Below are 22,778 nucleotides of genomic sequence, written 5' to 3'. Positions count from 1 at the left end.
CTACGCCGCTGCCTCAAACCCTCATCGGTCGAGCGCACCGTCACCGGCCTGCTCGACCTCGTTTCCGTCAGTCGCCGATGACGCGGAGCGAATCACGTGGCTGTAGTTGGTTGTACCGGGCGGCAGACTCCGCCTGAACATGCTGTGGTAAGTCCAGCCGCCGCCGAACGTCATCAGGGCCTTGGAGCTGGCGGTATGCGCCAGGTACAGAACGTCGGTCGTCCAGAAATCGGGGCTGGTAGCGCCGGGGCCCACCAGGTAGATGTTGCGGTAGGCGCCGTCGGCGTGCCGGAGGATCGTGATGCTGGCCGGCAGATCGTTGTAGATCCTGGCCAGCGCCGCACGAGATGGGTCGGGTTCATCGGGCTCGTCCCCGCCCATCTCCGACAACGGCACGAACACGTCCTCGCCGTCGCCTTCCAAGCCTTCCAAGTCGATCTCGCTCACTTGCGCCTCCCTCGGTTGTGTGCCCTCGAACAAGGAATCAGCGGCGCGAACGCTGGCCGGATGACGTTGAGCCACGCCGACTTTGGTCGTGAGAACCCGGCCGAACAAGTATGAGTCCCGGCTCACACCCAAACGGCCATTTCGGTCACTGCGCTGTTCCGGCACTGGCATGCAGCTGTTCGGAAAACGATGATCGAACGAACGCGATCGGCCCCGTCCTGCACGTTCGCGTCTGTGCATGAATCGGTGTTCGAAAGCCCGTTCATCAACGAGGGCCGGCGGGTGCGTGAACTGCTCGGGTGGTATCAGAGGTACGGGCGGCCTTCGATCTGCTCGTAGACAATCGTGCCGTCTTCGGCGTCGAAGCGCTCGAGGTAGTTGCGTGCACCGCACAACGGGCACCGAACACCCGGTTCGAAGCCGGGGTTCGGGCCGATAGCCGGTGGCTCAGGAGCCGAAACTGCCGGTGTCGCCGCAGCCGCTCGAGGTGGGAGTCGGGATCGTGGTGCCGGGCGGGGCGGGTTCGACGGTGACCGTCAGAGTCTTCACCGACCAGTCCTCCCTGACCTGCAGTGTGTGCGTGCCGGCGGACGTCGGTGTCCAGTTCAACACCTTGATGCCGGTGCCATTCGCCCCGATCATGTCGTGCAGGACGCATTGACCGTTGTCGTAGAGGTAGATCGAATTGGGGTGGGCGAGCGGGTTCGACGAACCGACGTATGTCGTTTCCCCCGACGTGCTCAGCACATCGTCCACCACCTGGTAGGTTCCGCCCACCTGCACGGGCATCGGGCTTCCTTGGATCGTCAGGCCCGAGTCCGCCGCAGCCGATCCCGCCGACCCGATCACGGTCGCGCTCGCGACCGCCAATCCACCTGCAGCCCAGCCGATTCGAGTCAGAATATGGCTCAGTGTCATTTGTCCCTCCCGGTCGTTCACCCCGCACCTGCGCGAGGACAAGCGAACACTAACGCCCCCAACTATGAAGTGTTGGCTTTTCATAATTTGTGACAGTGGACCGGCGTTGGCGGGCGCACCCTTCTCCTTGTCTCTAAAACGATCGTTTTACCGACACTCGCAGTTCGAAACGGAATCAGCAGTCGGACAAAGGATCTGCCTGTCCAGAAAATGTGTTGTCGTAGAGGTTGGTGGTCAGCTTGGCCAGCGCTGTGTCCCCCCGGGCCTCAACTCCTCGGTCAGCAAGACCAATGGGCAACGGATCTGCCGGGCACAGCCTTTTCGGACCAGGGCAAATACCCGTTCCTACGCAGCAGTTCGTACATCGCGGGCGTCAATGTCCCGGCCCTCAGCGCCCGCAGCGCCTGGGCGATCTGGTATTGCAGTGGGTTCAGCTCGGCCCCTTGGCGATGTCGTAGGCGGCCTCCAGGAGTCGTTGTGCCTCGGCGGCATCGCCGATCAGCGAACTCCACGTCAGTCCGGAGGGCACGGTAGCGGCCGGCAACGCCGCCGGGGCCGCGGCGGCTCCGATAGCGGGCGCCTCCTCGGCGAGGAGATACCAGGCCACCCCGCCGCCGATCGCGATGACCACGATCACGCCGATCCCGATCCAGATCCACAGATTCTGGTGCGAAGGCGGATTCGACTGCGCGGCGGGCGATGTCGCGGGTGCACCGAGGGTCAGTGCGGGCAGTGATTGTTGGGCCGACGGCACAACGTTTTCCGGTGGCGGCACTGCCGGGGGCAGCGCCGCCGAGGATTGCGGCACTGCCGAGGTAGGTGCCGCGGAGCCCGGAAGCAACCCGCAATCGAAGGTGTTGGTGCGGTTGTAGGGCGTCCACTGCTGCGGCGGCAGACCAACCGAGCTGGCCGCTGTACACACAGCCCGCGGCGTGGTGAGTGGTCCGGTGTCACTGAGCGGGATCGGATCACGTTCTCATCGCGACCGGAATCCGGTTCCCGACCACCGCTCTGCCCGGCCGGCCGACCACCGTGCGCGGGGCCGGCCGGGCAACTGCTCCGGATCGGCGATCAGTGGAGTGCGAATCTCTCGCCGACCTGAGCGTCGGTCAGGCCGAAGTCGGCCAAGCTGTAGCTATGTGCTGGTTTGCGGTCGCCGCGGCGACTGGTGTCGTGCATCGTCTGGATTGCCGACCACGCCGGCTCGGTCAGTTCGAGTTCGAAATGGTTGTAGATGCGTGCCACGGTGCCCATGGGGTCGGCGACGAAATCTGTGTAGTCCACATCGAAGAACCGCCGAGGGTCGTAGGCGCTGCGAGCACGGGTGAACGCGGCCAGTCCCCGGGACCAGAGATCGAGCTGGGTCCGACCGATGGTGGGCGGATCGAATGCCTCGGACAGGCCTTTTGTCGCTTCGGCATTGACGCTGCACATCGATGCGATCGCCTGGCCGGGGGTGCGGTGGGTGTGGATGATCAGCGCGTCGGGGTAGACCCGCATGATCTCCTCGAGGGCGAAGATGTGGCTGGGGTTCTTGAGCACCCACCGCCGGTGGGGGTCGTTTGCGCCGATCAGTTGGAGGTTGCGGCGATGGCGCCGGTAGGTGGTGGTCCAGTCCTGCGTGGCCAGCCACGCCGAGTAGGACGGGATGTAGGACAGGCATTCGAAGGAAATCGACTGCATCGACTGGTGCAGCAGGCGCCAGCATTCTTCGACCTCGCCCGCGTCGAGAAAGTGCATCCCCATGATGTCGGGGTGAGTGGCGCGGTGTGCCCGGTACTTCGCGTCGACGGGCCCGAAGTCGGTGTTCGATGCCCACCGTTCGCGGGGTGGACGTGGCTGCGGCCGTTCGGTCAGCCACATCTCGAGACCCTGGTGGGCAGGATCAGCGGTCAGCAGGCGGTGCAACGCCGTGGTCCCCGTTCTGGGGAGTCCGGTGACAAAGATCGGTCGGTCGATCTCGACCTCGGCGTGTTCGGGGTGTCGTTTCCACGCGGCCTCGGCCAGCGCGCGGGCGGTCAGCGCCCCGCAGACGGCGTCTTGCGCGACGGCGGCGCCCTGGGGTGTGAGCCGGGCCTCGTGCCGGTAGGAATCGAGCAGGATGTGCAGAGCTTCGTGGTAGTCGTCGGCACCGAAATCGGTGAGTCCGGTAGTGCCGGTGACGATGTCGTGGAGTTCGCCGGCGGTGGCGACGGCACTGGATGTGTGCATCGTCGGTCCTTTCAGTGGTGGTATTCGCCGCAGTTGACGTCGAGGCACTGGCCGGTGACCGCGGCGGCCATGTCGGAGGCGAGGAAAACGATCGAGTCGGCGATCTGGTCGGGCTCCGGCAGCCGCCGCAGATCGGTCCTGGCCGCGGTGGCCTGGTAGACCTGTTCGACGGAGCTGTCGTTCTCCTGCGCGAGGGCGCGGAAGTAGTCCTCGAGCGAATCGGCCCAGATATAGCCCGGGGCAACGGTATTGACTCGGATTCCCTGCGGCCCGAGTTCGCTCGACAGCGATTGCGACATGGCCAGCAGCGCGCTCTTGGCGACTTTGTAGCTGCCGTAGATGGGGTCGGAATGACGGACGACCATGGAGTTGACCATCACGATCGATCCGCCCGTCGCGGCGAGTGCGGCGGTGCACCGTTGGCTCATGCGCAGTGCGCCGATCACCGACAGTTCGATGCCGTCGCGGATGCTCTGATGGTCGGTGTGGGCGAAGTCGGCCATCGAAGGCTTGAGGAACGCGTTGTTGACCAGGGTGTCGATCTGTCCGAAGGCCCTGGTGGCCGCGGTCACCACCGTTTCCGCCGAGGCCGGATCGGTGATGTCGGCCGCGACGGTCACCGCCCGCCGGCCCAGGGTGGTCACTTCTCGGGCGACCTGGGCCAGTTTCGCTTCGGTTCGCGCGACCAGGACCACGTCGGCGCCGGCGCGGGCGCTGCGCACCGCGATCGATCGGCCCAGGCCAGGGCCGACTCCCGACACCACCACCACTTTGTCTTGCAGCAGTCCTGCCATGGCGCTCACCCGAGCATCCGGGTGGCGAAGGCGGCCTGGCGGGCAGCGATGCGGGAGGCGAACTGCGCGTCGGTCACCTGGTTGTGCTCGAAATAGGGCAGCGTCGAGGGCAGGTCCGCGACGTTGACGATCTCGGTGGTCGGCCCGTCGGCGACGGTGAGCGCACGCGCGAGTCGTTGCCACCGGAACTGCAGATATCCGCGGGTATGGCCGAGGGTCTCGAGCCAGTTGGCGATGCCGGGGTTGGCTCGACTGACCACGAGCCGGATGTAGCCGTCGGGATCGGTGCCGGCCTGGTCGGTGGTCAGTGATGTCTGGTGATTGATGTAGTCCAGCGACAGATACCACAGGCTGCCGAGCTGGAATCCCTGATAAGGGGCTTCGGACTTCGGAACGGTGATGATCAGGGCCTCGTCGTCGGCGAGATCGTAATGCCCCACCGAGGAATACTGCGTGGCCAACCCACCGGGGGTCAGCCGCGGTTCGGTCAACGTGTTCACCGGCAGGTTCAGATAGAACCACTGCGGAAACTGCAGCCACGTGCGGATCCGGGTCACCAGCGCCGAACCGGCCGCGGCGAATCGGTGCTGGACCGAGCGCGAGGTCAGTGCGGGAATCGGCGAGCCGGCGGTGTCGGCGCGGCGGATGCTGATGATGCCGCGCTGCTCGGACCAGTCGCTGTAGACCTCACGAACCAGCAGTTGGCTGGAGCCGGGTGCGAGGGTGATGTAGTTGCTTCGCCCCGCGGCCGGTTCGGGGCCGAAACGGATCTCGAAGGAACCGTCCGCCGCGATCACCAGATCGCGGTCGTCGAACGCGGCGACGCTGGCGGGGACCTCGGTGTCGGTGTATTCGCCGGCGAGGATCTGGAAGCTGAGATCGGTTGTGGTGCCGCGCTGTCCGGTCACCACGTATTCGGTGTCGTCGCTGATTCCCGCCGAGAAGTACAGCGTGTCGGGGTTGTCGAGACCCTGTTTGGTGAACGGCCCGGCCCCGGTGATGAACATCGGCGAGGCGAGTTCGGACGCCCACGCGGCGTGCAGGGTCGCCAGGATGCTCCCCGCCAGGTACTGGTAGCCCTCGTTGAGGTCCTGCTCGGTCCGGACATGGGGTGCGGTCTTGATGAGTTCTTCGGCCGCGGCGATATCGGCGGCGAATGCGGTGGTGACCATCGAAGCCCTTCGATTGTTCGAAATATGGAACAGAGGGGTAGAATTGTGATGCGGACGACAGTGAAGCATGACCGGGGAATCGATGATCGGGGTCTGTCCCGGTCGGTGGGACTCCCGCTCACCACCCCGACTCCATTCGAAATATGGAATGACTCGACAAGGTGCGAGACCCGCGCCGCCGGCGACACCGCAACGAAGGGATTACCGCTCATGAGCCAGAGCGCGTCATCGACAACCGCCGGGCAGGACACGCTCGAACGCACCTCGCCACCCACAGCACGCGTCGTGCGCGTACTCGACTTCCTGGTCGCCCATCAGGGCCGGCGATTCGGATTGGCCGAGCTGTCGCGGCGCTGCGCCATCAGCAAGCCCACCTGCCTGGGCATCCTCACCGAGCTGGTCGCCGCCGGTTACCTGACGCGTGAGCCGCAATCCAAGACCTACGGACTCGGTCCGGCGCTGATCGCCGCGGGTCGCGCCGCTCGCCGTGACCTGCCGGCTTCACCGCTGGTCCATCAGGAACTCGAGACGCTCAGTGCCCGGTTCGGCACGATCTTCACCGCGTCCGCGGTGATCGGGGACCAGATCGTCGTCATCGACATCGTCTCTCCCCCAGGCATGTCCGCGCCCGCGAGCATCGGTCAGACCTATCCGTTCGCTCCCCCGGTCGGCCTGATGTACGTGCTATGGGAACCCGACGAAGACCTCGACCGGTGGCTCGCCCGGGAACCCGCACTGCCGGTCGACCTCGACCGCGACCACCTACGCCGCGTCGCCGCGGACTGCCGTGCCACCGGCTATCTCGTCGAAGGCACAACCAAGGAAGCGATGCGGCTGCACACGCTCATGGCCGGCATCGGCGCACGCGACCTTCCCGCCGACGTACGGTATCTGCTCGGCGAAATGGTCTCCGGCCTGAGAGACCGCAGCTATTTCGCCGACGCACTCGGTGATTCCGCCGGCTCGCACCGCGTCGGCCTAATCGCCGCCCCGGTATTCGACGCCGACGCACGCCAGATGCTGGTACTCAACATGTACGTCGACCGAGTTGTCGCCAACCCGGAGATCATCACCCTGGGCGCGGCGCTCCGCGAAGCCGCCGACCGCATCACCAACGAAGCAGGCGGCCGGGATCCGTTCACCACAACATCGAACTCACGGTGAGACAACCCGCCGACGACGGCGAAAGATCAACTTGCCCATGGGCGCCAATCCTCTGATGGCGCTTGCCAACAACCCTGCGGCCCGGCTCGCGACCATTCCGGGCAACATCCGCATGCAGGCAGGAAACCAGCAGGTCAGCTGGTCTTAGAGAGGGTGCTCGGGCTTGCCGAAAATGTAAGCCCTGCCGGGTTTACAGGATTTTCGGACAGTTGCGGGCGCTTGCCATGGAGTGACCAGGTCACTGCCACAACACAATCGGCGACACTCCGACAAACAGAACAAGCAGCGCAATTTGCCGCACCGCGACAGGCCACGATGCCGCACGCACAGAGATCACCGCACTGACACCTGATTTCACCGAGCCGACCATCGATGCGTCCCCGATCAGGCCGGTCGCTGATGTGCGTCGCGCACGGGACAACCCTTTCGCGCACGGCGAGAAGCGTTGGCACGAGCAATGATCCCAGCAGCTCGCCGCAGCATGCGCGGATGCCCGAGCAGGAGATCGAGCGGTCGCGGACCGATTCTCCCGACTGCTGAACCGACGTCCAGCGCCGTCCCACTGACAGGGAACCCGGATGGACGGGCGGTGACCCGGCTCATACCTTCGCCGTATTCCCCATATCGAACAGTCCATTCCATATATGGAACATCATGCGGGGTCTGTCAGGAGGAGCCGCCCGTGAAATCCCCCACCGTCCCTGCCTACGAACTCACACACCTGCAGTCTCTGGAAGCAGAAGCGGTCCACATCTTCCGCGAAGTCGCCGCCACCCTCGAACGCCCGGTCCTGCTGTTCTCCGGTGGTAAGGACTCCGTGGTCATGCTGCACCTGGCCATGAAGGCGTTCTGGCCCGCGCCGGTCCCGTTCCCCGTCATGCACGTCGATACCGGCCACAACTTCGAGGAAGTCATCGACTTCCGCGATCGCATGGTCGCCATCCACGGACTGCGCCTGCTCATCGCCAGCGTCCAAGACGAGATCGATGCCGGCCGAGTGGTCGAAGAGACCGGCCCCCGCGCCAGCCGTAACCGGTTGCAGACCGCCGCGCTGCTACGTGCCCTCAACCAGGGGGGCTTCAACGCGGCGTTCGGCGGTGCCAGACGTGACGAGGAAAAGGCCCGGGCCAAGGAACGAATCTTCAGTTTCCGCGACGAGTTCGGGCAATGGGATCCCAAGAACCAGCGCCCCGAGCTGTGGAAGCAGTACAACGGACGTCATCGCCGCGGCGAACACATCCGTGTGTTCCCGCTGTCGAACTGGACCGAGCTCGACATCTGGCAGTACATCGCCGACGAGCAGATCGAACTGCCCTCGCTCTACTACGCCCACCACCGCGATGTCGTCGCCCGCGACGGAATGCTGCTCGCGCACACCGAGCACCTGGCCCTGCTGCCCAACGAAACTCCCTACAGCGAACTGGTGCGATTCCGCACCGTCGGCGATGCCACCTGCACCGGCTGCGTCGAATCGGCCGCGACCACTGTCGAGGACGTGATCGCCGAGATCGCCGCGACCCGGCTCACCGAACGCGGAGCAACCCGAGCCGACGACCGAATCTCCGAATCCGGAATGGAAGACCGCAAGAAAGAGGGGTATTTCTGATGTCGCAGATGCTGCGCCTGGCCACCGCCGGAAGTGTCGATGATGGCAAATCGACCCTGATCGGGCGACTGCTGTTCGACTCGAAAGCAATCTTCGAAGACCAACTCGAGGCTGTCGCACGCACCAGCGCCGACCGCGGCCACGAGCACACCGACCTCGCACTGCTCACCGACGGCCTGCGCGCCGAACGCGAGCAAGGCATCACCATCGATGTCGCACACCGCTATTTCGCCACCCCGAAACGCACGTTCATCATCGCCGACACCCCAGGACACAGCCAGTACACCCGCAATATGGTGACCGGCGCCTCTACCGCCGACCTGGCGCTGATCCTCATCGATGCCCGCAAAGGCATCGTCGAGCAAACACGGCGGCACACCTTCATCGCGACCCTGCTCGGGATCCCCCACCTGGTGGTGTGCGTCAACAAGATGGACCTGGTCGACTGGTCCCACCAGCGATTCGACGACATCTGCGACCAGTTCCGGCAATTCGCGATGAAGCTCACCATCGGCGACCTGACCTTCATTCCCGTCTCCGCGCTGCTGGGCGACAACATCGTCGAACCCACACCCAACATGCCCTGGTACGAGGGCACCTCGCTGCTGCACCACCTCGAACACGTCCACATCGCCTCCGACCACAACCTCGTCGACGCCCGCCTGCCGATCCAATACGTGATCAGGCCCCAGCAGCAACGCGACGCCACACTGCACGACCACCGCAGCTATGCCGGCACCGTCGCCAGCGGAGTCTTCAAACCCGGTGACGAAATCGCCGTCCTCCCATCGGGCGCCACCACCACGATCAAGAAGATCTGGGGCCCCGGCGGCCGCGTGATCGAGGAAGCATTCGCCTCCTGCGCGGTCACCGTCGAACTCGCCGACGACATCGACATCAGCCGCGGCGATCTGCTGTGCCGACCCAACAACCGCCCCCACATCGGACACGAAATCGACGCGATGGTCTGCTGGTTCAGCGACCACACCACACTCACCCCCGGCTCGCGCTACCTCATCAGCCACACCGCACGCGAATCCAAGGCACGCGTCACCGCCATCGACTACCGACTCGACGTCAACACCCTGCACCGGGATGAATCCGCGGCGCACCTGGAACTGAACCAGATCGGCCGGATCCGTCTCCACACCCAGCACCCACTGCTGTTCGACCCCTACCGGCTCAACCGCACCACCGGCAGCTTCATCCTCATCGACGAAGCCTCCAACAACACCGTCGCCGCCGGCGTCGTCACCGCACCCACACGAACGTCGACGAACGTCGCATGGCACAACAACGCCGTCGACCGCCACGACCGCCACACCCAGGGCAGGACGATCTGGCTGACCGGCCTGTCCGGTTCCGGGAAATCCTCGATCGCCGTCGAGGTCGAACGCGCACTCATCGCCTCCGGCACACCGGCGTACCTGCTCGACGGCGACAATTTGCGACACGGCCTGACCAGTGACCTCGGGTTCACCGCGACAGAGCGTGCCGAAAACGTCCGCCGCGTCGGAGAAGTCGCCAAAATCCTCGCCGATGCCGGTCTCGTCGCCGTCGTCTCACTCATCAGTCCCTACAGCACCGAACGAGACAGCGTCCGTCGACTGCACCACACCGCTGGGCTGCCGTTCACCGAGGTCTTCGTCGACACCCCACTGCACATCTGCGAAGAACGCGACCCCAAACGGTTGTACGCCAAAGCGCGCGCTGGACAGATCACCGGATTCACCGGTATCGACGCCCCCTACGAACGGCCCACCAACCCCGACTTGACGCTCGCACCACACGACGGCACGCCCACCACGCAAGCCCGGATCATCCTCGACCACCTCTTCGGACTCGGCCGATGACCACAGACGCACACCTGGCGCTGCGCCTGGCCCGAACCGCGGGAGAACTCCTGCTGCAACTACGCCACCACGCTTCGGCCGACCCCACCGAGCTCCGCCGCCGCGGCGACCTGCTGTCCAACACATTCCTGCTCGAACAGCTCGCCGCCGAACGCCCCGACGATCCCGTCCTGTCCGAGGAATCCCCCGACGACACCACACGACTGACCGCCCCACGGGTCTGGATCATCGACCCCCTCGACGGCACACGCGAATTCGCGATTCCCGGACGCACCGATTGGGCAGTGCACGTCGCGCTGTGGGAACGCGACCACGGCATCCGGGCCGCGGCCGTCGCCCAACCCGCGCTGGGCGCCGCATACTCCAGCCAATGCCGCCCCCCGATACCGCCGCCACACCAGCGACGCCCACGAATCGTCGTCAGCGACTCCCGCCCACCCGATTTCGCCACCGCGCTCGCTGAAACCATTGACGCAGAACTGGTTTCGATGGGCTCGGCTGGCGCGAAAACCATGGCCGTCCTACGCGGCGACGCCGAGGCCTACATCCACGCCGGCGGCCAATGGGAATGGGACTCCGCCGCCCCGGTCGGCGTCGCACGCGCCGCAGGGCTGCACACCAGCCGCATCGACGGATCACCACTGCTCTACAACGCACGCCACCCCTACCTGCCCGACCTCATCATCTGCCAACCCCACCTCGCACCCCAACTGCTGGCCGCACTGCGCGACCACGCAACGACCGCCTCCTGACCGCACCCTTGAAAGAAGCACCCGTGAACACCGACACCGACAGCCCACGAATCACCGCCGCCCGCGCCTACCTCGAATCGCTCATCAGCCACGACACCAGCGCCGTCCGACTGGCCTCGAACACCGTCCGCGTCGAGAACGGCCAGCCCTGCGGGACCACAGGGCTCGAGATCCTCCAACAGCTCGAAACCGGCGAACAATACAAACCCCTACGCCGCATTCATCAGCTGACATTCCGAGAGTGGGACACCAACGTCGTTGCACGGTATCTGCTCGACATGGAACCCGTCCCGGGCAACATCACAACGGTGCACATCACCGAGCACTTCCAGATCGACACCGACACGATCAACGCCATCACCGTCGTCTACGAGCCGACCCCACCCTCCATCGCCTGAACAGCTCACCTCGACCGGGGAGCAACGCCGAAAGGGTCTGTCCAGTTAGCTAGCGGTGTAAATCGGTTCGGGTAGAAGCTATTTCCGTCCGGCGGTCACGCGGCCGTCGAAGGTGATGTCGAAAGCATTCAACGCCGTGAACCAGCGGCTGGTCCAGCGGCGCTGGCCCGCGCCGGCACGGCTCTGCGGATGCGGGCGTTGATGGATTCCGCGCCCGCCAGCTCGACGACCAGACCGAGCAAGCCTGGTGCCTGACCCTGGCCACGAACGCGGTAATCGCCTGGACCACAGAGTATTACGGGCTCGCCGTGGAGCAGATGCGCCGGGCCGGACGCCGGATCGATGATGATGTGCTGGCACACATCAGCCCGGCACACAGCGAGAACATCAACTTCTTCGGCGCGATCGAGGTCGACATCGAAGCCGAACTCGCCCAGCTCGGTTCGACCGGTTACCGGCCCTAGCGGGTGCGCGACACCCTCTTCTAACCTCGCCACCGCCCTCCGAGCCACGCGATCGAAACCGGACCACTAACGCGGCCGGCCGCCTCCTGCGCACGCCTGCTGCGCCGAAACTGGAACGACTGCCTGGGCAGGCCCCTCTACCGTGCTGGCGTGGCTTGTTTCGCCGCGGGTCGCACCCGCCGCTGAGTTGACGGTCCCGGCTGGTATGGCCCCCGGAGGTTTAGGAACCCGTCGACTGCTGGTTAGTCGTGAAGGGGTGTTGTTTGGCAGCCTCGGTAAGTCGTGCGAGGAACTCGGCGACGCTGTCGAGCTGGTCGGCTTCGTACTCGCCGAGCACTGCCGCAAGGGTCTGTTCATGTGCGTCGAACATGCCTCCCACGCGCTTCAGCGCATCCGGGTTGGCCGTGACGAGGACCTTGCGTCGGTCCGCGGAGTCGCGTTCGCGTCGGATGTAGCCGCGCTCTTCGAGTCGGTCGAGCACCCCGGTGGTGGTGCCGGAGCTCAGGCCGGTGGCGCGGGCGATCTGGCCTGCGGTCCGGGAGCCCTCCAATCCGAGGAGGTTCAAGACTTCGCTCTCTGTGCCATTGAGCCCGAGCGCCGAGGACGCCTGCTGGCTGTAGACGACAGTGTGGATCGCGAGCAGCCGCAGTTCGCGAGCGATGCGCTGGGCGACGTCGTCAGCGGGCTGAGTCATAGGGCGTTCCACTCCCTTGTATTTATCTCGTATATCCGAAATACTCGGTTTGCAGAGATAAATCTACTCTACTTGGAGGAGCTATGAACACCACCCCGCAGACCCATCACGACGCCGATCTCTCGGCGATCCGCGCCATCTTCGCCGATCTGTCCGACACGTGGGCCAGGGGTGACGCCGCCGGCTATGCGGCTCTGTTCACTCAGGACGCGCAGTACACGACCAACTTCGGCTTCACCCTTCAGGGGCGAGGGCAGATCGAAGAGGGACACCGACTCCTGTTCGAGAGCCCCCATCGCAGTGAGGAGCTGGTGCTCCTGTTCGGGGAAGAACCGCAGATCCGTCTCGTGCGCCCCGACGTGGCTATCGTGCTCATCGGCAGTGGGACCAGCGACGGTGGCGAGGTGTCCTTGCGCGAGAACAGCGCACGGTCCACCGTCGCCTACGTGATGCTTCGAGAGCCGGCCGGCTGGCTCATCAGCATGTTTCAGAACACCCGCCGCACACCCATGCCGGGCGCCGAAGAGTGGTCCGAGCGCTTCGCACAGCCAGCATGAGCGCAGCCACGAGTTTGAGGCCAAGAGGGAGCATCCCTCTCGCGCCCCACATCCCGGCGGGCCTGCACCGGTAGTCCAATGTCACTTCCCAGGCGCTCGAACCGAGGACTTGGCCATGAGGCCGCGATCGCCGACCGCAGAGCGCAGATAATCCTGGCATTATCTGCGGTAGTGCGGTGTGCGAAAACGGGGTCCGCAGGTCGGTGCGACTCGGTGAGTTATCTGCGGTAGTGGGGCAACCGCCGGATTCCGGGGACCTGCACCACTACCCCCGTCCAGATCGGAAGATCGAGGCTAATAGCCGAGGTCGAAGTCGCTCACGAAAATCCGGTTGGAGCTGTCTTGAACCTTCACCGCGGTGCCACCGCCCGTGCCTTTGGTGCTCAGGTTGTCTCCGTCCGGGACTACGGTGTTGACCAGCGGGGTGTTGGCCGCTTTTCCGTTGACCATGACCATGACCATGAGATCGAATGAGCCCATTGTGCCGCCGGTGTTAGGCGTGTACAGGGTGATCTGGCTGTCACTGTCCACCGTGTAATTCACCACGGGATAGCGCGCCAGGTTCTGGTCTTGGAAGAACAGCTCGCTGGCCCCCTGCAGACCCGATCCCGTCACGGTGATCTTGGTGCCGCCCGCTGTCGTAGCCTGATTGGGGCTCATCCCTGTGATCAGAGCCATCGTCCTACCCCTCCTTCGAATCGACTGTGAGCGCACCGCCACCAAGCCCTACCGCTGCCAGGCAACGCCGCGCCGATACCGAAACCAACCCATAGCTAATCTTCAGCAATCAAGTAAAGCGGGCTCGCTATCCTGCCGGACCGCAATCGCCGCGGGCCCTGCATGTCCACCCCGACGTGATCTTCGCCCCGGACTGACCACTCACCCTGCTCGCCGCAACCGATAGCCCGGGCTACGCACGCGGGCAGTCTCCGGTCCTGGCGGTCGATGATGCCACCGACAGGTTCGTCTGACGTTCGGAAAACGATGGTTCCCATACGCCGGCGGTCCTTGGTCCGGGCATCCCGCGCCTGCGCATGAAGCGGTGTTCGAAAGCCTGTTCATCAACCGCAACAACGGGCCGACGAATCGCGAGCGGTGGGGCGTGGTGTCGAGCACAATCGAGCGGTGCTCGTGTGGGTGGGAAAGCGCAACAAGGCAATTGGTCGCTTCGCTGGACGGATCGGCCTGTTCCCCGCGGTCTTCCTAGCACTGTGCGGCGGACTGCTCGTAGCGTTCGCCGCCTACCGATTCCTGCGCTGGATCACCCCGATCGATCCGAGCAAGACCGCCGGTGACATCGATGTCACCCGGATCGCGTTGACCGTGGTTGCTGGAGTCGGTGGTGTGGTCGCATTGGTGATCGCCTACCGGCGGCAACGTGATATCGAGCAGGGCCGGTTCGTCGAACGCTTCGGTGCCGCCGCCGCACAGCTCGGCGCGACCGATGTCGCGGTCCGCATCGCCGGGGTCTACGCCATGGCCGGTGTCGCCGACGAATCGAGTGGACTGCGCCGTCAGCAATGCATCGACGTCCTGTGCGGCTACCTGCGCCTGCCCTACAGTCCCGAACTCGGGGCCAACCACCAGAGCAAGCTGGTCCTCAAACACCACCGCGCGACCACCGACGGCACCCGCGCCGACGACTCCGAGCGCCACCTCGAGTACAGACACAACGACAGAGAGGTACGCGTAACCATCGTCCGCGTCATCGCCGACCATCTCCGACCCGCCGCTGAGTACAGCTGGTCAACAAGCGATTTCGACTTCCGTACCGCATACCTCGAAGACATCGACTTCACCGCCGCCCAGTTCTCCGGCACCGCCCGGTTCGAGGGCGCGACCTTCTCCGGCGACGCCAGGTTCGGGCGCGTGACCTTCTCCGGCGACGCCAGGTTCGGGGACGCGACCTTCTCCGGCGGCGCTGAGTTCGGGGGCGCGACCTTCTCCAGCGAGGCCAGGTTCGGGGGCGCGACCTTCTCCAGCGGCACCTGGTTCGAGGGCGCGACCTTCTCCGGCTTCGCCTGGTTCGAGGACGTGACCTTCTCCAGCGGCGCCCAGTTCGGGGACGCGACCTTCTCCAGCAACGCCTGGTTCGGGGACGTGACCTTCTCCGGCGACGCCTGGTTCGGGGACGCGACCTTCTCCGGCGACGCCCAGTTCGGGGACGCGACCTTCTCCGGCGACGCCCGGTTCGGGGGCGCGACCTTCTCCGGCACCGCCTGGTTCGGAGGTGTGACCTTCTCCGGCGGCGCCCTGTTCGGGGGCGCGACCTTCTCCAGCATGGCCTGGTTCGGGGACGCGAACTTCTCCAGTGACGCCCAGTTCGGGGACGCGACCTTCTCCAGCGACGCCTGGTTCGAGGGCACGACCTTCTCCGGCGACGCCCAGTTCGGGGACGCGACCTTCTCCGGTGCCACCAAGTTCTGGGGCGCGACCTTCTCCGGCATCACCCGGTTCGGGGGCGCGACCTTCTCCGGCACCGCCTGGTTCGAGGGTGTGACCTTCTCCGGCGACGCCCAGTTCGGGGGCGCGACCTTCTCCAGCATGGCCTGGTTCGGGGACGCGAACTTCTCCAGCAACGCCCAGTTTGGGGACGCGACCTTCTCCAGCGACGCCTGGTTCGAGGGCACGACCTTCTCCGGCGACGCCCAGTTCCGGAACGCGACCTTCTCCGGCACCACCAAGTTCCGGAACGCGACCTTCTCCGGCACCACCCGGTTCGAGGGCGCGACCTTCTCCGGCACCGCCTGGTTCGAGGGCGCGACCTTCTCCGGCACCACCAGGTTTGCAAAGGTGGATTTCGGTGCTGAAGTCATTTCGTTCGCTGATCCGCGGCAATGGGGCCCGCCAGCACCAAGGTTCGACTGGGACCGGGACCCTGGTCAGAAGCCGAACAACGTCGAGCCTCAGGACTGGCCGCCAGCTGTCGCTCCGCCACGTGCGACTGGATGAGTGGCGAGAATCGATCGGTTCCCAACACCACGGCACCCGAACATGAATCGGCAGGATTGTGGTTCGGGCGCCGTGTCGAGAAGTGTGTTGCGAAGTCGGGGTGCTGGTTACACGATCAACCAGCCTGCCGGTCTGTGGGATCGGCGCGGTCGGCCCTGCGACCAGCCGCGGGCTGGCTCGTACATCGGAGGACGGTGCGCGCGTCGCGCCGGCGGATGGGGGTCGGGGTGCAGGACAGCGATAAATCCAGAGACGAGGCGGACCAAGCCATCGTGGCGCAGCCACATGCCCAGAGTGCCGGTCACGCCCAAGCCACCGCACACGGTGAGCAGCTCCATCACGGGAGTGAACCTATCGACCGGGGATGAGCTGAACTACCAACATTTTTGGTAATCCTTGTCCGGGCAGCCGGTTGACGCACCGCGGCTGGACGGTGCGCGCGTTCCGGACTGGCCAACGATCGAAAACCCTGGCCCACACGGCTGTTCGGATCTCATAGGTGAAGTTCTTGGAACCCCGTCTCCGAATCAACGTTCCCAGTGCCCGTGCTGCGGGCCCCGACCCCGCCGATCGGCGGTGCCGGGCGCGTGCCCGACCCCGTGCTATTCGGAGAACGATCAGATGCCGACCATGACAAGGACTCCGGCGGCCGAACGCTGTCCGGGGCAGGACCTGCCCCGTTCGAAGGACACAGTTCAAATGCTGATGTGCCGCCGGTGGGCACGGCATCATCGTGCGTATGTTGTTGCTCGCGGACGGGCACGGTTCCTGGGTGGATACCGGCACCATGGTCGGCACGATCGCGGCTGCCGTGATCGCGCTACTGGCATTCCTGCTCGCCACGAAGGCCGCCGCCGACGCGCACCGCCAGGCCGACGCCGCATCCAAGTCGGCGCAGGCCGTGGCCGACCAGGTGAACGTGGCCAAAGATCAACTGGCACAGGATCGCAGCGCCTTCGAGACCTCGATCCGGCCGATGATCGTGGATGCTCCTATCCGACGCGACCGCCGCCATACGACCGACGAAGACGCCGACACCAACGTGTGGTGGAACGTCGCGCTGTCCACGAAGGACATCCGCGGCGCGGGGACCGCTGGGGTTGTCATGGAACTACGCAACGTGGGTGCCTCGGTCGCGTTCGTGCAGGGAGTCCGGATCGGTGCGGTCGACATCCATACCGGCGATCTCGACCGACAAGTCGTTCCCGCCGGCGAGAGTGCACGTTTCGAGTATTTCGTTCCCAAAATCAAGTACAAAACGGTCGGCAACCTGGTCAAGGCGCTCGAAGACGGTACGGCCTACATCGCCGTCGCGTACACCGACCTTCCTGGGCGTCAGCGTCTGCTCACCAAGATCTGGATAACCGCCGACACGAGGATCGGGCTACCACCGCTGCGGGATATGCGGAAGCCGCTGAAGGTCGGCAGGGTCGACGTCTACCACTGTGCCGACGACTGGACACCGGACAAACATCCTTTCGCGACCACCGACTGGAAACCCGACAGAGCCCGATAGTCGTTGCGGCGCCGGGTCCTCCACGTTCGGAAAACGATCATCTGACGAACCCGGGCCCATCGCCGGATCCGGCGGTCGTTTCTGCAGGGCGAAGTGTTCGGGAACCTGTTTCTTTTCGCGCTGGTTGTCCTGTCTGATGCACCCCGGCGAGCTGGCGTGGCGCAGCTAGATCTACTGCGGGACCGAGGTGTTTCGACCACCCCAGTCCCGTTTTCGTCTCTGCCAACTGAGCTAAGAGCGTGCGTTCACCGATCTACGCCGCTGCCAGCCTGACACTCTGGCCGTAAGACCAAGGGAGGCAAACGAAATGAGTCGGAAAGACTACGAGCGCGGCTTTGCGGAGGGCTTCAAGGATGGGGTGAAGGACGGCAATCACCCCAAGGGGGCGAGAACCCCCGGTGACCACAACAAGTACGTCCAAGACGCAAGCCTGGACATGGACCCGCTTACCAACAGCATGACGGATGTGGGTGTGGGCTACGACGACGGATATTGGGCGGGTTACGAGTCCAAGGGCGGGAGAAGGCCCCACCCGCCAACGGGCTACCGGCCGGGCGGGTACTACTGATCGCGCGACGGTGAGCTTGCCGGCACCCGCTGACCGAAACGATGGAAGTCAATGTCAATAGCCGGTGCCTCCAGAGAAGTAGCCGTAACCGGATGCCCCGTCGCCGGACGACGAACTCCCACCATTCTGGCTTCTGTTCCCGTGGACGCCCTTCAGGTGTTGCGGGCGCTTGTCGACCGGCTGGTCCGGTTGCAAGAATCTGCGGACGCGGCGAACCCAGGAGCCCGAGGAATCTGAGGGACGTTGCCGGTGGGCCTCACTCTTGCGACGGTCCCACCCATGCTCGGCGTCGGCAGGGATCGGTGGAAGACGGGATTCTCCTGGATTTTTCCGCAGGAACTCGCTGTACTCCCTCAGCGCCCTTTCCGCCTCAGCCTTGTTCCGCGCCCATTGCCGACTCGACTCACGCATGTAATCGCTCATATCCCAACGTAAGCCCACAGCCATAGCCGAGGCGCATCTCCCTTCATGATGTCGTTTTGGGGTACACCCCAGCGCCACAACCCCGACCGGGCCGGAATGCGTCAGATTGAAGTCGGTTTCCGAATTTCCTGACACGATCGGGCCCGCGGTGCACGAGTCCCATGTGTCCCGACCTTTTGTCCCGCAACGGGTTACGGTTGTCAGCGACTCCACTCACCGGTACCGAAATGAGTGGTCGCCCGTGTGGGCGTGCTGAATGGAGGGGGAGCAGCAACCTTGGCGGAATCCGAGCCACTGCCACACTCGCGGGATTTGCTGCCCGAGCCGCTGGCCCCGGAAACCGATGACCCGGAGTCGGATTCGGGCGGGTCGTGGGAGTCGTGGCTTCCCGGTCGTGCCGCGACCGAGCACGGCGAAACCTACTCCGACCACGCCCGCGCCGCGTTCGTCGACCGCTCCGGCGGGGTCGGCGCCGTGGCACGTGCCCGCCTCAAACGCCGCCGCGATCCCGGCAACGACAGTCCCCGTGAGCGTGGCCGCGGGCCCGCGCTTCTCGTGATGGCGGGCGTGGCCGTGGTGGTCGTGGTGGTGCTGACGGCCAACCTCGGGAACAACTCACCCAAGAGCAGCGGCCCCTCGAAGGCCGCGCCCGCCTCGACCGTGGCCGCCACCCCAGCGGCGCCGGCGACGACGGAGGGCTATCCGCATGCCACCACCGATTGCTACCCGACCAAGACCGCTGATGCGGTGGTCGGTGCCGGTCCCGGCGACCCGGGCAGCGGGCCGGGCGCGATTCTGGGGTTCGAATGGGCCTATTACGCCGATCGTTCCGGTGCGCGGGCCCGGGACTGGGTGAGCGCAGATGCTGCGGTCCCCGATGCTGCCGCGATCCAGGCCGGGATCGATTCGGTGCCCGTGACCACGAAGTACTGCGTCCACATCAGCAAAGCCGACGGGGCGGCCGACACCTGGAATGTGGTGCTGTCGGAACAGTTCCCGACCGACACGACCCCCCAGCAGTGGGCCCAGACCATCACCACCCGCACCGACCACGGTCGGGTGCTCATCACCGCTATCCGGAAAAACCCCTGACAGACAGGAGAATTCGCATGGATACCAACGCCAACGATCGGGTCGTGTTCGACTATCCCGCCGCCGCCGCGTACGTGAGCGCGGCCAGCGACGCTGCCGCCCTGCTGGGCACCGCCAAAGACCACGCCCAGACCGTGGCCGGCATCGACCTGTCCGGGCTGGGGACCCTCGGCAACGGGTTCGCCGCGGCCTGGTCGGACGCCTGGAACACCCACAGCGGCCACCTCGGCACCGCCTGCGCGCTCACCGACGCCTACGGCCAAGGGATCACCACGTGGGGCACCGTGCTCGGCGGGGTGGACAGCGACTCCGCCGACCGGATCGCGGGCGCGGTGCCCGGCACCGACGAAATCCAGGCCTAGGGCCACCAGACAAGCAGGGGGACAACCAATAATGCAGACCCGAACCCACCCCGGTGACGCCGTGACCGTGGTGCCCGAACTCGCCCTGGTCACCGCGTTGGTCGCGCCGCTGGTGAAACTACGCGCGGCCCTGGGCGACGGCGCCCGCCCCGACGGGCGGGCCCTCGCGGCGATGGCGGCGGTACCGGCCACGGTGCGCGCCTCCGACGACACCCACCGGGCCGGAATCACCCACCTGACATCGACCGAGACCGCCACGGCCGCGGTCCCTGCCATGACCAAGACCGGCGGTGAGGTCGGCGCCCTAGCTGGCGTGTCGGAAAGTCTTGCGCCGCTGCTGACCTCGGCCTACGACACCCGCGACAAGGCCGCCGACGCCCTCGACACCCTCATCGCCGATTTCCGGGCCCAGGCCACGCCGCTGGTGAAAGCCGCCCGCTCACAAGCCGATCTCGACCCGGTCGTGTCGCTGGCCGCGGACTACGTGCGTGACGGCGTGGGTGTGGTCAAAGCCGCCGACGGCCAGATGGACACCCTCACCTCGAAGGTCAAAGACATCTCCGACGGTTCCGGAGTGAGCGTGCCCGCCGCCCTGCCGACCGACGGCGGCGCCACCCAGCCCCCCGCCAACACCAACACCCAGTACCCGAATCCGGGCGCCACCAACACCCAGTACGGGACCAACGGCCAGAACAGCTACTACGGCTACGGCAACAACGGCTGGAACAGCGCCAACAACTACAGCGGCTGGAACAGCAACGGCTCCAACACCCAGTACGGCGGCGACTACACCAACTCCACGCTCGCGCAGTCCAATCCGGAGCTGGCCGCGCAGCTGACGATTCAATCGGCGTTGCTCTCGGCCGGTGTCACCCTCGGCTCGGCGCTGATCACCGGCGCGGTCACCCTCGGATCCGCGCTGATCGACAAGGGCTCGACCGTGCTCACGACCGCCATCGAAAAAGGTGAGACCTACGCGGAGAAAGCCCTCGCCGCCAACACATCCGGAGGCGGTACGACCCCGGGTGGCACCCAGACCGGCGGCGGCGTCCAGACCGGCGGCAACAGCTTGACGCCCGGCTTGGCCGATCCGGGCCCCACGACCCCGGTCACCGATACCGGCGGCGGTGCCCAGACCGGTGGCAACCTCACTCCCGGCCTGGCGAACAGCGGCGGCGGCCAGAACCCCCAGCCCGCCCAACCTGCTCAACCCCAGGCCCAGCCGCAGGCCGGGGCGGCTCCCGACGGCGGCGGCGCGGTCGTTCCGCCGATCACGGGCAAGCCCACCCAGCCCGGCAACGACGACACCAGCAAGAAACGCAACGGACAGGCAGGCACCACCACCTAGCACCGCCGACCGCGCCCCGGTGGCCCCTCCTCATTCCCACCGGGCCCGCGAGAAAGGCTCAACCCCTCATGACCCTGTTCGACCTGCCCGGATTCGCGGGCGGCCCGACCGTCTCCCCACCCTCCGAACCCCGGGCCCCCGCCCCGATGTGCCCGGCGGCGGCCGGTGACCTGGACTTCGAGGTCACCGGTGACATCCGGGACCACTCCTGGGACGACCTACCCACCGCCCAGCCTGGACACCCGACCTCGCTGTGGGGCAACCCCGAACGCGCCGCCGCCCTGTGGGGCCCGATAACAGCCACCGATCCGGTACTCGGGGCCGACACCACCACCGAGGCGGGCACCGTATGCATCGAGAAGCACACCAGCTACCACGAGATCGAAAAGCACTCCACCGCCGAGTATTCGACGTCTTTCACCATCGAGATCAAGGCCAACCCATGACCGACCCCGACGTGCCGGTGTTCACCACCACCAGCAGCAACCGCACCATCACCGTGACCGCCACCGACGCCGGCCAGATCACCGAACTGCGGTTCGAGGCCAGCGAATACGGCCACGGCGCCGCCTCCCTGGCCGCCGAGATCGTCCGCCTCGCCCAACGCTGCACCCTGCTCGCCCGCGGCCGCCGCCGCGACGCCCTCGCCGCGATGGGTTTGGCCGGCGTGCTGCTGGACCGCCTCGGCCTGCCCGACCCCGACACCGTCGCCACCGAACTCGCGCGGCTGGACGCCCGCACCGCCGATGCGGCCCCGCACAGTTGGGTGCGTGCCCTGTGAGTGCTGACATACAGACCCTGATCGCGCAGGTCGGCGACCAGCTCGAAGCCCTCACCCTCACCGCCGACGGCCTCACCCGCGTAGGCGGGCACGCGACCAGCCTGGACGGCGTGATCACCGCGCAGGTCGCCGGGGACGGCTCATTGGCCGGGCTGACGTTGGCCGAGTCGCTGACCGCGTACCCGCCCGAGCACGCCGCCGCCGCGATCCTGGCCACCATCAACGAGGCCACCCTCGACGCAGCCCGACAGCGTGCTGGGCTCCTCGCGGGCCTCAGCGACGCCCTCACCTAGGCGATCAGCACGCACGACCAGGTCCGCTGCTACCTCGTGTGTTCGTGGCCACCCGCCGAGGCCACGAACACGCGACCGTGGCCTCATGGCACACGAGCGGGGCCCTGGCTGGTTCCGGACGACAACGGATCATCCGGCTCCACCCGGCTGGACTTCCGCCGTCGCACGAGGATCACGCCGGCGAACCAGACAACTGTTATCCCGCCGGCATAGGGCCACAAGCCTCGGGCCAGAGGCACGACTGGTGCGAGATTGTGGACCGCCGCCGTCACGACCAGGCCCACCATCACGAGGATCGCGGCGAACACCGTGACCGTCCGGAATCTGTCAAACCGGATGAGACGGGTCAGGCTGCCTGTTCTGTGTCGGCATTCTCCTTCGGAGGCGGGTTGATCCAGGCCGCTTCTGGGAGC

At 65.9% G+C, this 22,778-nt stretch carries 22 protein-coding genes and 2 pseudogenes; 15 read left to right on the top strand and 9 right to left on the bottom strand.

Translation table 11 applies throughout. The features are described 5' to 3' along the window. Positions 1–21 precede the first annotated feature (21 nt). From ABZ909_RS26800 to ABZ909_RS26775, 6 genes are all read right to left on the bottom strand, one after another. Positions 22–447 (bottom strand): hypothetical protein, encoded by a 426-nt coding sequence (locus tag ABZ909_RS26800; protein ID WP_357004474.1) that lies wholly within the window; start codon positions 445–447, stop codon positions 22–24. 447 nt (positions 448–894) lie between these two features. After that, positions 895–1,236 carry a hypothetical protein gene (locus ABZ909_RS26795; RefSeq protein WP_357004471.1) on the bottom strand — a complete coding sequence of 114 codons (342 nt, stop codon included), beginning with the start codon at positions 1,234–1,236 and terminating at the stop codon, positions 895–897. A gap of 559 nt (positions 1,237–1,795) precedes the next feature. Then, positions 1,796–2,287 (bottom strand): hypothetical protein, encoded by a 492-nt coding sequence (locus ABZ909_RS26790; protein WP_357004468.1) that lies wholly within the window; start codon positions 2,285–2,287, stop codon positions 1,796–1,798. Positions 2,288–2,436: 149 nt separating this feature from the next. Next, the gene (locus tag ABZ909_RS26785) at positions 2,437–3,576 is read right to left on the bottom strand and encodes a sulfotransferase (protein WP_357004465.1); all 1,140 of its coding nucleotides are present in this window, start codon (positions 3,574–3,576) and stop codon (positions 2,437–2,439) included. 11 nt (positions 3,577–3,587) lie between these two features. Beyond that, positions 3,588–4,370, bottom strand: coding sequence for an SDR family oxidoreductase (locus tag ABZ909_RS26780; protein ID WP_357004768.1), 783 nt, complete (start codon positions 4,368–4,370; stop codon positions 3,588–3,590). Between the two features lie 5 nt (positions 4,371–4,375). Continuing rightward, a complete protein-coding gene (locus tag ABZ909_RS26775) occupies positions 4,376–5,542 on the bottom strand; it encodes a hypothetical protein (RefSeq protein ID WP_357004462.1) in 1,167 nt (388 codons plus the stop codon). A gap of 210 nt (positions 5,543–5,752) precedes the next feature. On the opposite strand from ABZ909_RS26775, the gene ABZ909_RS26770 reads away from it, so the two are divergent. The 5 genes and pseudogenes from ABZ909_RS26770 to ABZ909_RS26750 all read left to right on the top strand — a co-directional run. Further along, positions 5,753–6,706: a helix-turn-helix domain-containing protein gene (locus ABZ909_RS26770; protein WP_357004459.1), complete on the top strand. Its 954-nt coding sequence runs from the start codon at positions 5,753–5,755 to the stop codon at positions 6,704–6,706. Between the two features lie 682 nt (positions 6,707–7,388). Continuing rightward, positions 7,389–8,312, top strand: coding sequence for a sulfate adenylyltransferase subunit CysD (cysD, locus tag ABZ909_RS26765; protein ID WP_357004456.1), 924 nt, complete (start codon positions 7,389–7,391; stop codon positions 8,310–8,312). Beyond that, complete coding sequence (gene cysC / locus ABZ909_RS26760; RefSeq protein ID WP_357004453.1) at positions 8,312–10,165, top strand: adenylyl-sulfate kinase; 1,854 nt, start codon at positions 8,312–8,314, stop codon at positions 10,163–10,165. Before cysD ends, cysC begins: the two co-directional genes overlap by 1 nt. Then, positions 10,162–11,315, top strand: a pseudogene (locus tag ABZ909_RS26755) (3'(2'),5'-bisphosphate nucleotidase CysQ). The gene cysC and the pseudogene ABZ909_RS26755 overlap by 4 nt, the downstream one beginning before the upstream one ends. 209 nt (positions 11,316–11,524) lie before the next feature. Next, positions 11,525–11,779: pseudogene (locus ABZ909_RS26750) on the top strand (Tn3 family transposase); the annotation flags it as partial. Between the two features lie 220 nt (positions 11,780–11,999). Here the strand turns inward: ABZ909_RS26750 and ABZ909_RS26745 are convergent. Further along, the gene (locus tag ABZ909_RS26745) at positions 12,000–12,473 is read right to left on the bottom strand and encodes a MarR family transcriptional regulator (protein ID WP_357004450.1); all 474 of its coding nucleotides are present in this window, start codon (positions 12,471–12,473) and stop codon (positions 12,000–12,002) included. An 83-nt stretch (positions 12,474–12,556) separates the two neighbouring features. Between ABZ909_RS26745 and ABZ909_RS26740 the strand changes: the two genes are divergently transcribed. Then, on the top strand, positions 12,557–13,030 hold the full coding sequence (locus tag ABZ909_RS26740) for an SgcJ/EcaC family oxidoreductase (protein WP_357004447.1): 474 nt from the start codon (positions 12,557–12,559) through the stop codon (positions 13,028–13,030). 294 nt (positions 13,031–13,324) lie between these two features. Here ABZ909_RS26740 and ABZ909_RS26735 read toward each other — a convergent pair whose 3' ends face one another. Beyond that, entirely contained in the window at positions 13,325–13,708 is a 384-nt protein-coding gene (locus ABZ909_RS26735; protein ID WP_357004445.1) for an IPT/TIG domain-containing protein, read from the bottom strand. Between the two features lie 447 nt (positions 13,709–14,155). Here ABZ909_RS26735 and ABZ909_RS26730 point away from each other — a divergent pair, with 447 nt between their 5' ends. The 9 genes from ABZ909_RS26730 to ABZ909_RS26690 all read left to right on the top strand — a co-directional run bounded on the left by ABZ909_RS26730 (position 14,156) and on the right by ABZ909_RS26690 (position 22,365). Then, the gene (locus ABZ909_RS26730) at positions 14,156–15,982 is read left to right on the top strand and encodes a pentapeptide repeat-containing protein (protein WP_357004443.1); all 1,827 of its coding nucleotides are present in this window, start codon (positions 14,156–14,158) and stop codon (positions 15,980–15,982) included. Between the two features lie 739 nt (positions 15,983–16,721). Further along, positions 16,722–17,498: a hypothetical protein gene (locus ABZ909_RS26725; protein ID WP_357004441.1), complete on the top strand. Its 777-nt coding sequence runs from the start codon at positions 16,722–16,724 to the stop codon at positions 17,496–17,498. A gap of 307 nt (positions 17,499–17,805) precedes the next feature. Further along, the gene (locus tag ABZ909_RS26720) at positions 17,806–18,066 is read left to right on the top strand and encodes a hypothetical protein (protein WP_357004439.1); all 261 of its coding nucleotides are present in this window, start codon (positions 17,806–17,808) and stop codon (positions 18,064–18,066) included. Positions 18,067–18,765: 699 nt separating this feature from the next. After that, positions 18,766–19,581 carry a hypothetical protein gene (locus tag ABZ909_RS26715; protein WP_357004437.1) on the top strand — a complete coding sequence of 272 codons (816 nt, stop codon included), beginning with the start codon at positions 18,766–18,768 and terminating at the stop codon, positions 19,579–19,581. A gap of 17 nt (positions 19,582–19,598) precedes the next feature. Beyond that, the gene (locus ABZ909_RS26710) at positions 19,599–19,943 is read left to right on the top strand and encodes a hypothetical protein (RefSeq protein WP_357004435.1); all 345 of its coding nucleotides are present in this window, start codon (positions 19,599–19,601) and stop codon (positions 19,941–19,943) included. 31 nt (positions 19,944–19,974) lie between these two features. After that, positions 19,975–21,291 carry a hypothetical protein gene (locus ABZ909_RS26705; RefSeq protein WP_357004433.1) on the top strand — a complete coding sequence of 439 codons (1,317 nt, stop codon included), beginning with the start codon at positions 19,975–19,977 and terminating at the stop codon, positions 21,289–21,291. A gap of 68 nt (positions 21,292–21,359) precedes the next feature. Next, positions 21,360–21,737: a hypothetical protein gene (locus ABZ909_RS26700; RefSeq protein ID WP_357004431.1), complete on the top strand. Its 378-nt coding sequence runs from the start codon at positions 21,360–21,362 to the stop codon at positions 21,735–21,737. Further along, positions 21,734–22,072: a hypothetical protein gene (locus ABZ909_RS26695; RefSeq protein WP_357004428.1), complete on the top strand. Its 339-nt coding sequence runs from the start codon at positions 21,734–21,736 to the stop codon at positions 22,070–22,072. Before ABZ909_RS26700 ends, ABZ909_RS26695 begins: the two co-directional genes overlap by 4 nt. After that, entirely contained in the window at positions 22,069–22,365 is a 297-nt protein-coding gene (locus tag ABZ909_RS26690; RefSeq protein ID WP_357004426.1) for a YbaB/EbfC family DNA-binding protein, read from the top strand. Before ABZ909_RS26695 ends, ABZ909_RS26690 begins: the two co-directional genes overlap by 4 nt. Before the next feature lie 83 nt (positions 22,366–22,448). On the opposite strand, the gene ABZ909_RS26685 is transcribed toward ABZ909_RS26690, so the two are convergent. After that, positions 22,449–22,778 (bottom strand): hypothetical protein (locus ABZ909_RS26685; protein ID WP_357004424.1); only part of this gene is annotated, 330 nt, incomplete at its 5' end.

Source organism: Nocardia sp. NPDC046763, assembly GCF_040645495.1.
Classification (GTDB): domain Bacteria; phylum Actinomycetota; class Actinomycetes; order Mycobacteriales; family Mycobacteriaceae; genus Nocardia.
This window is presented reverse-complemented; position numbering and strand designations above follow the sequence as displayed.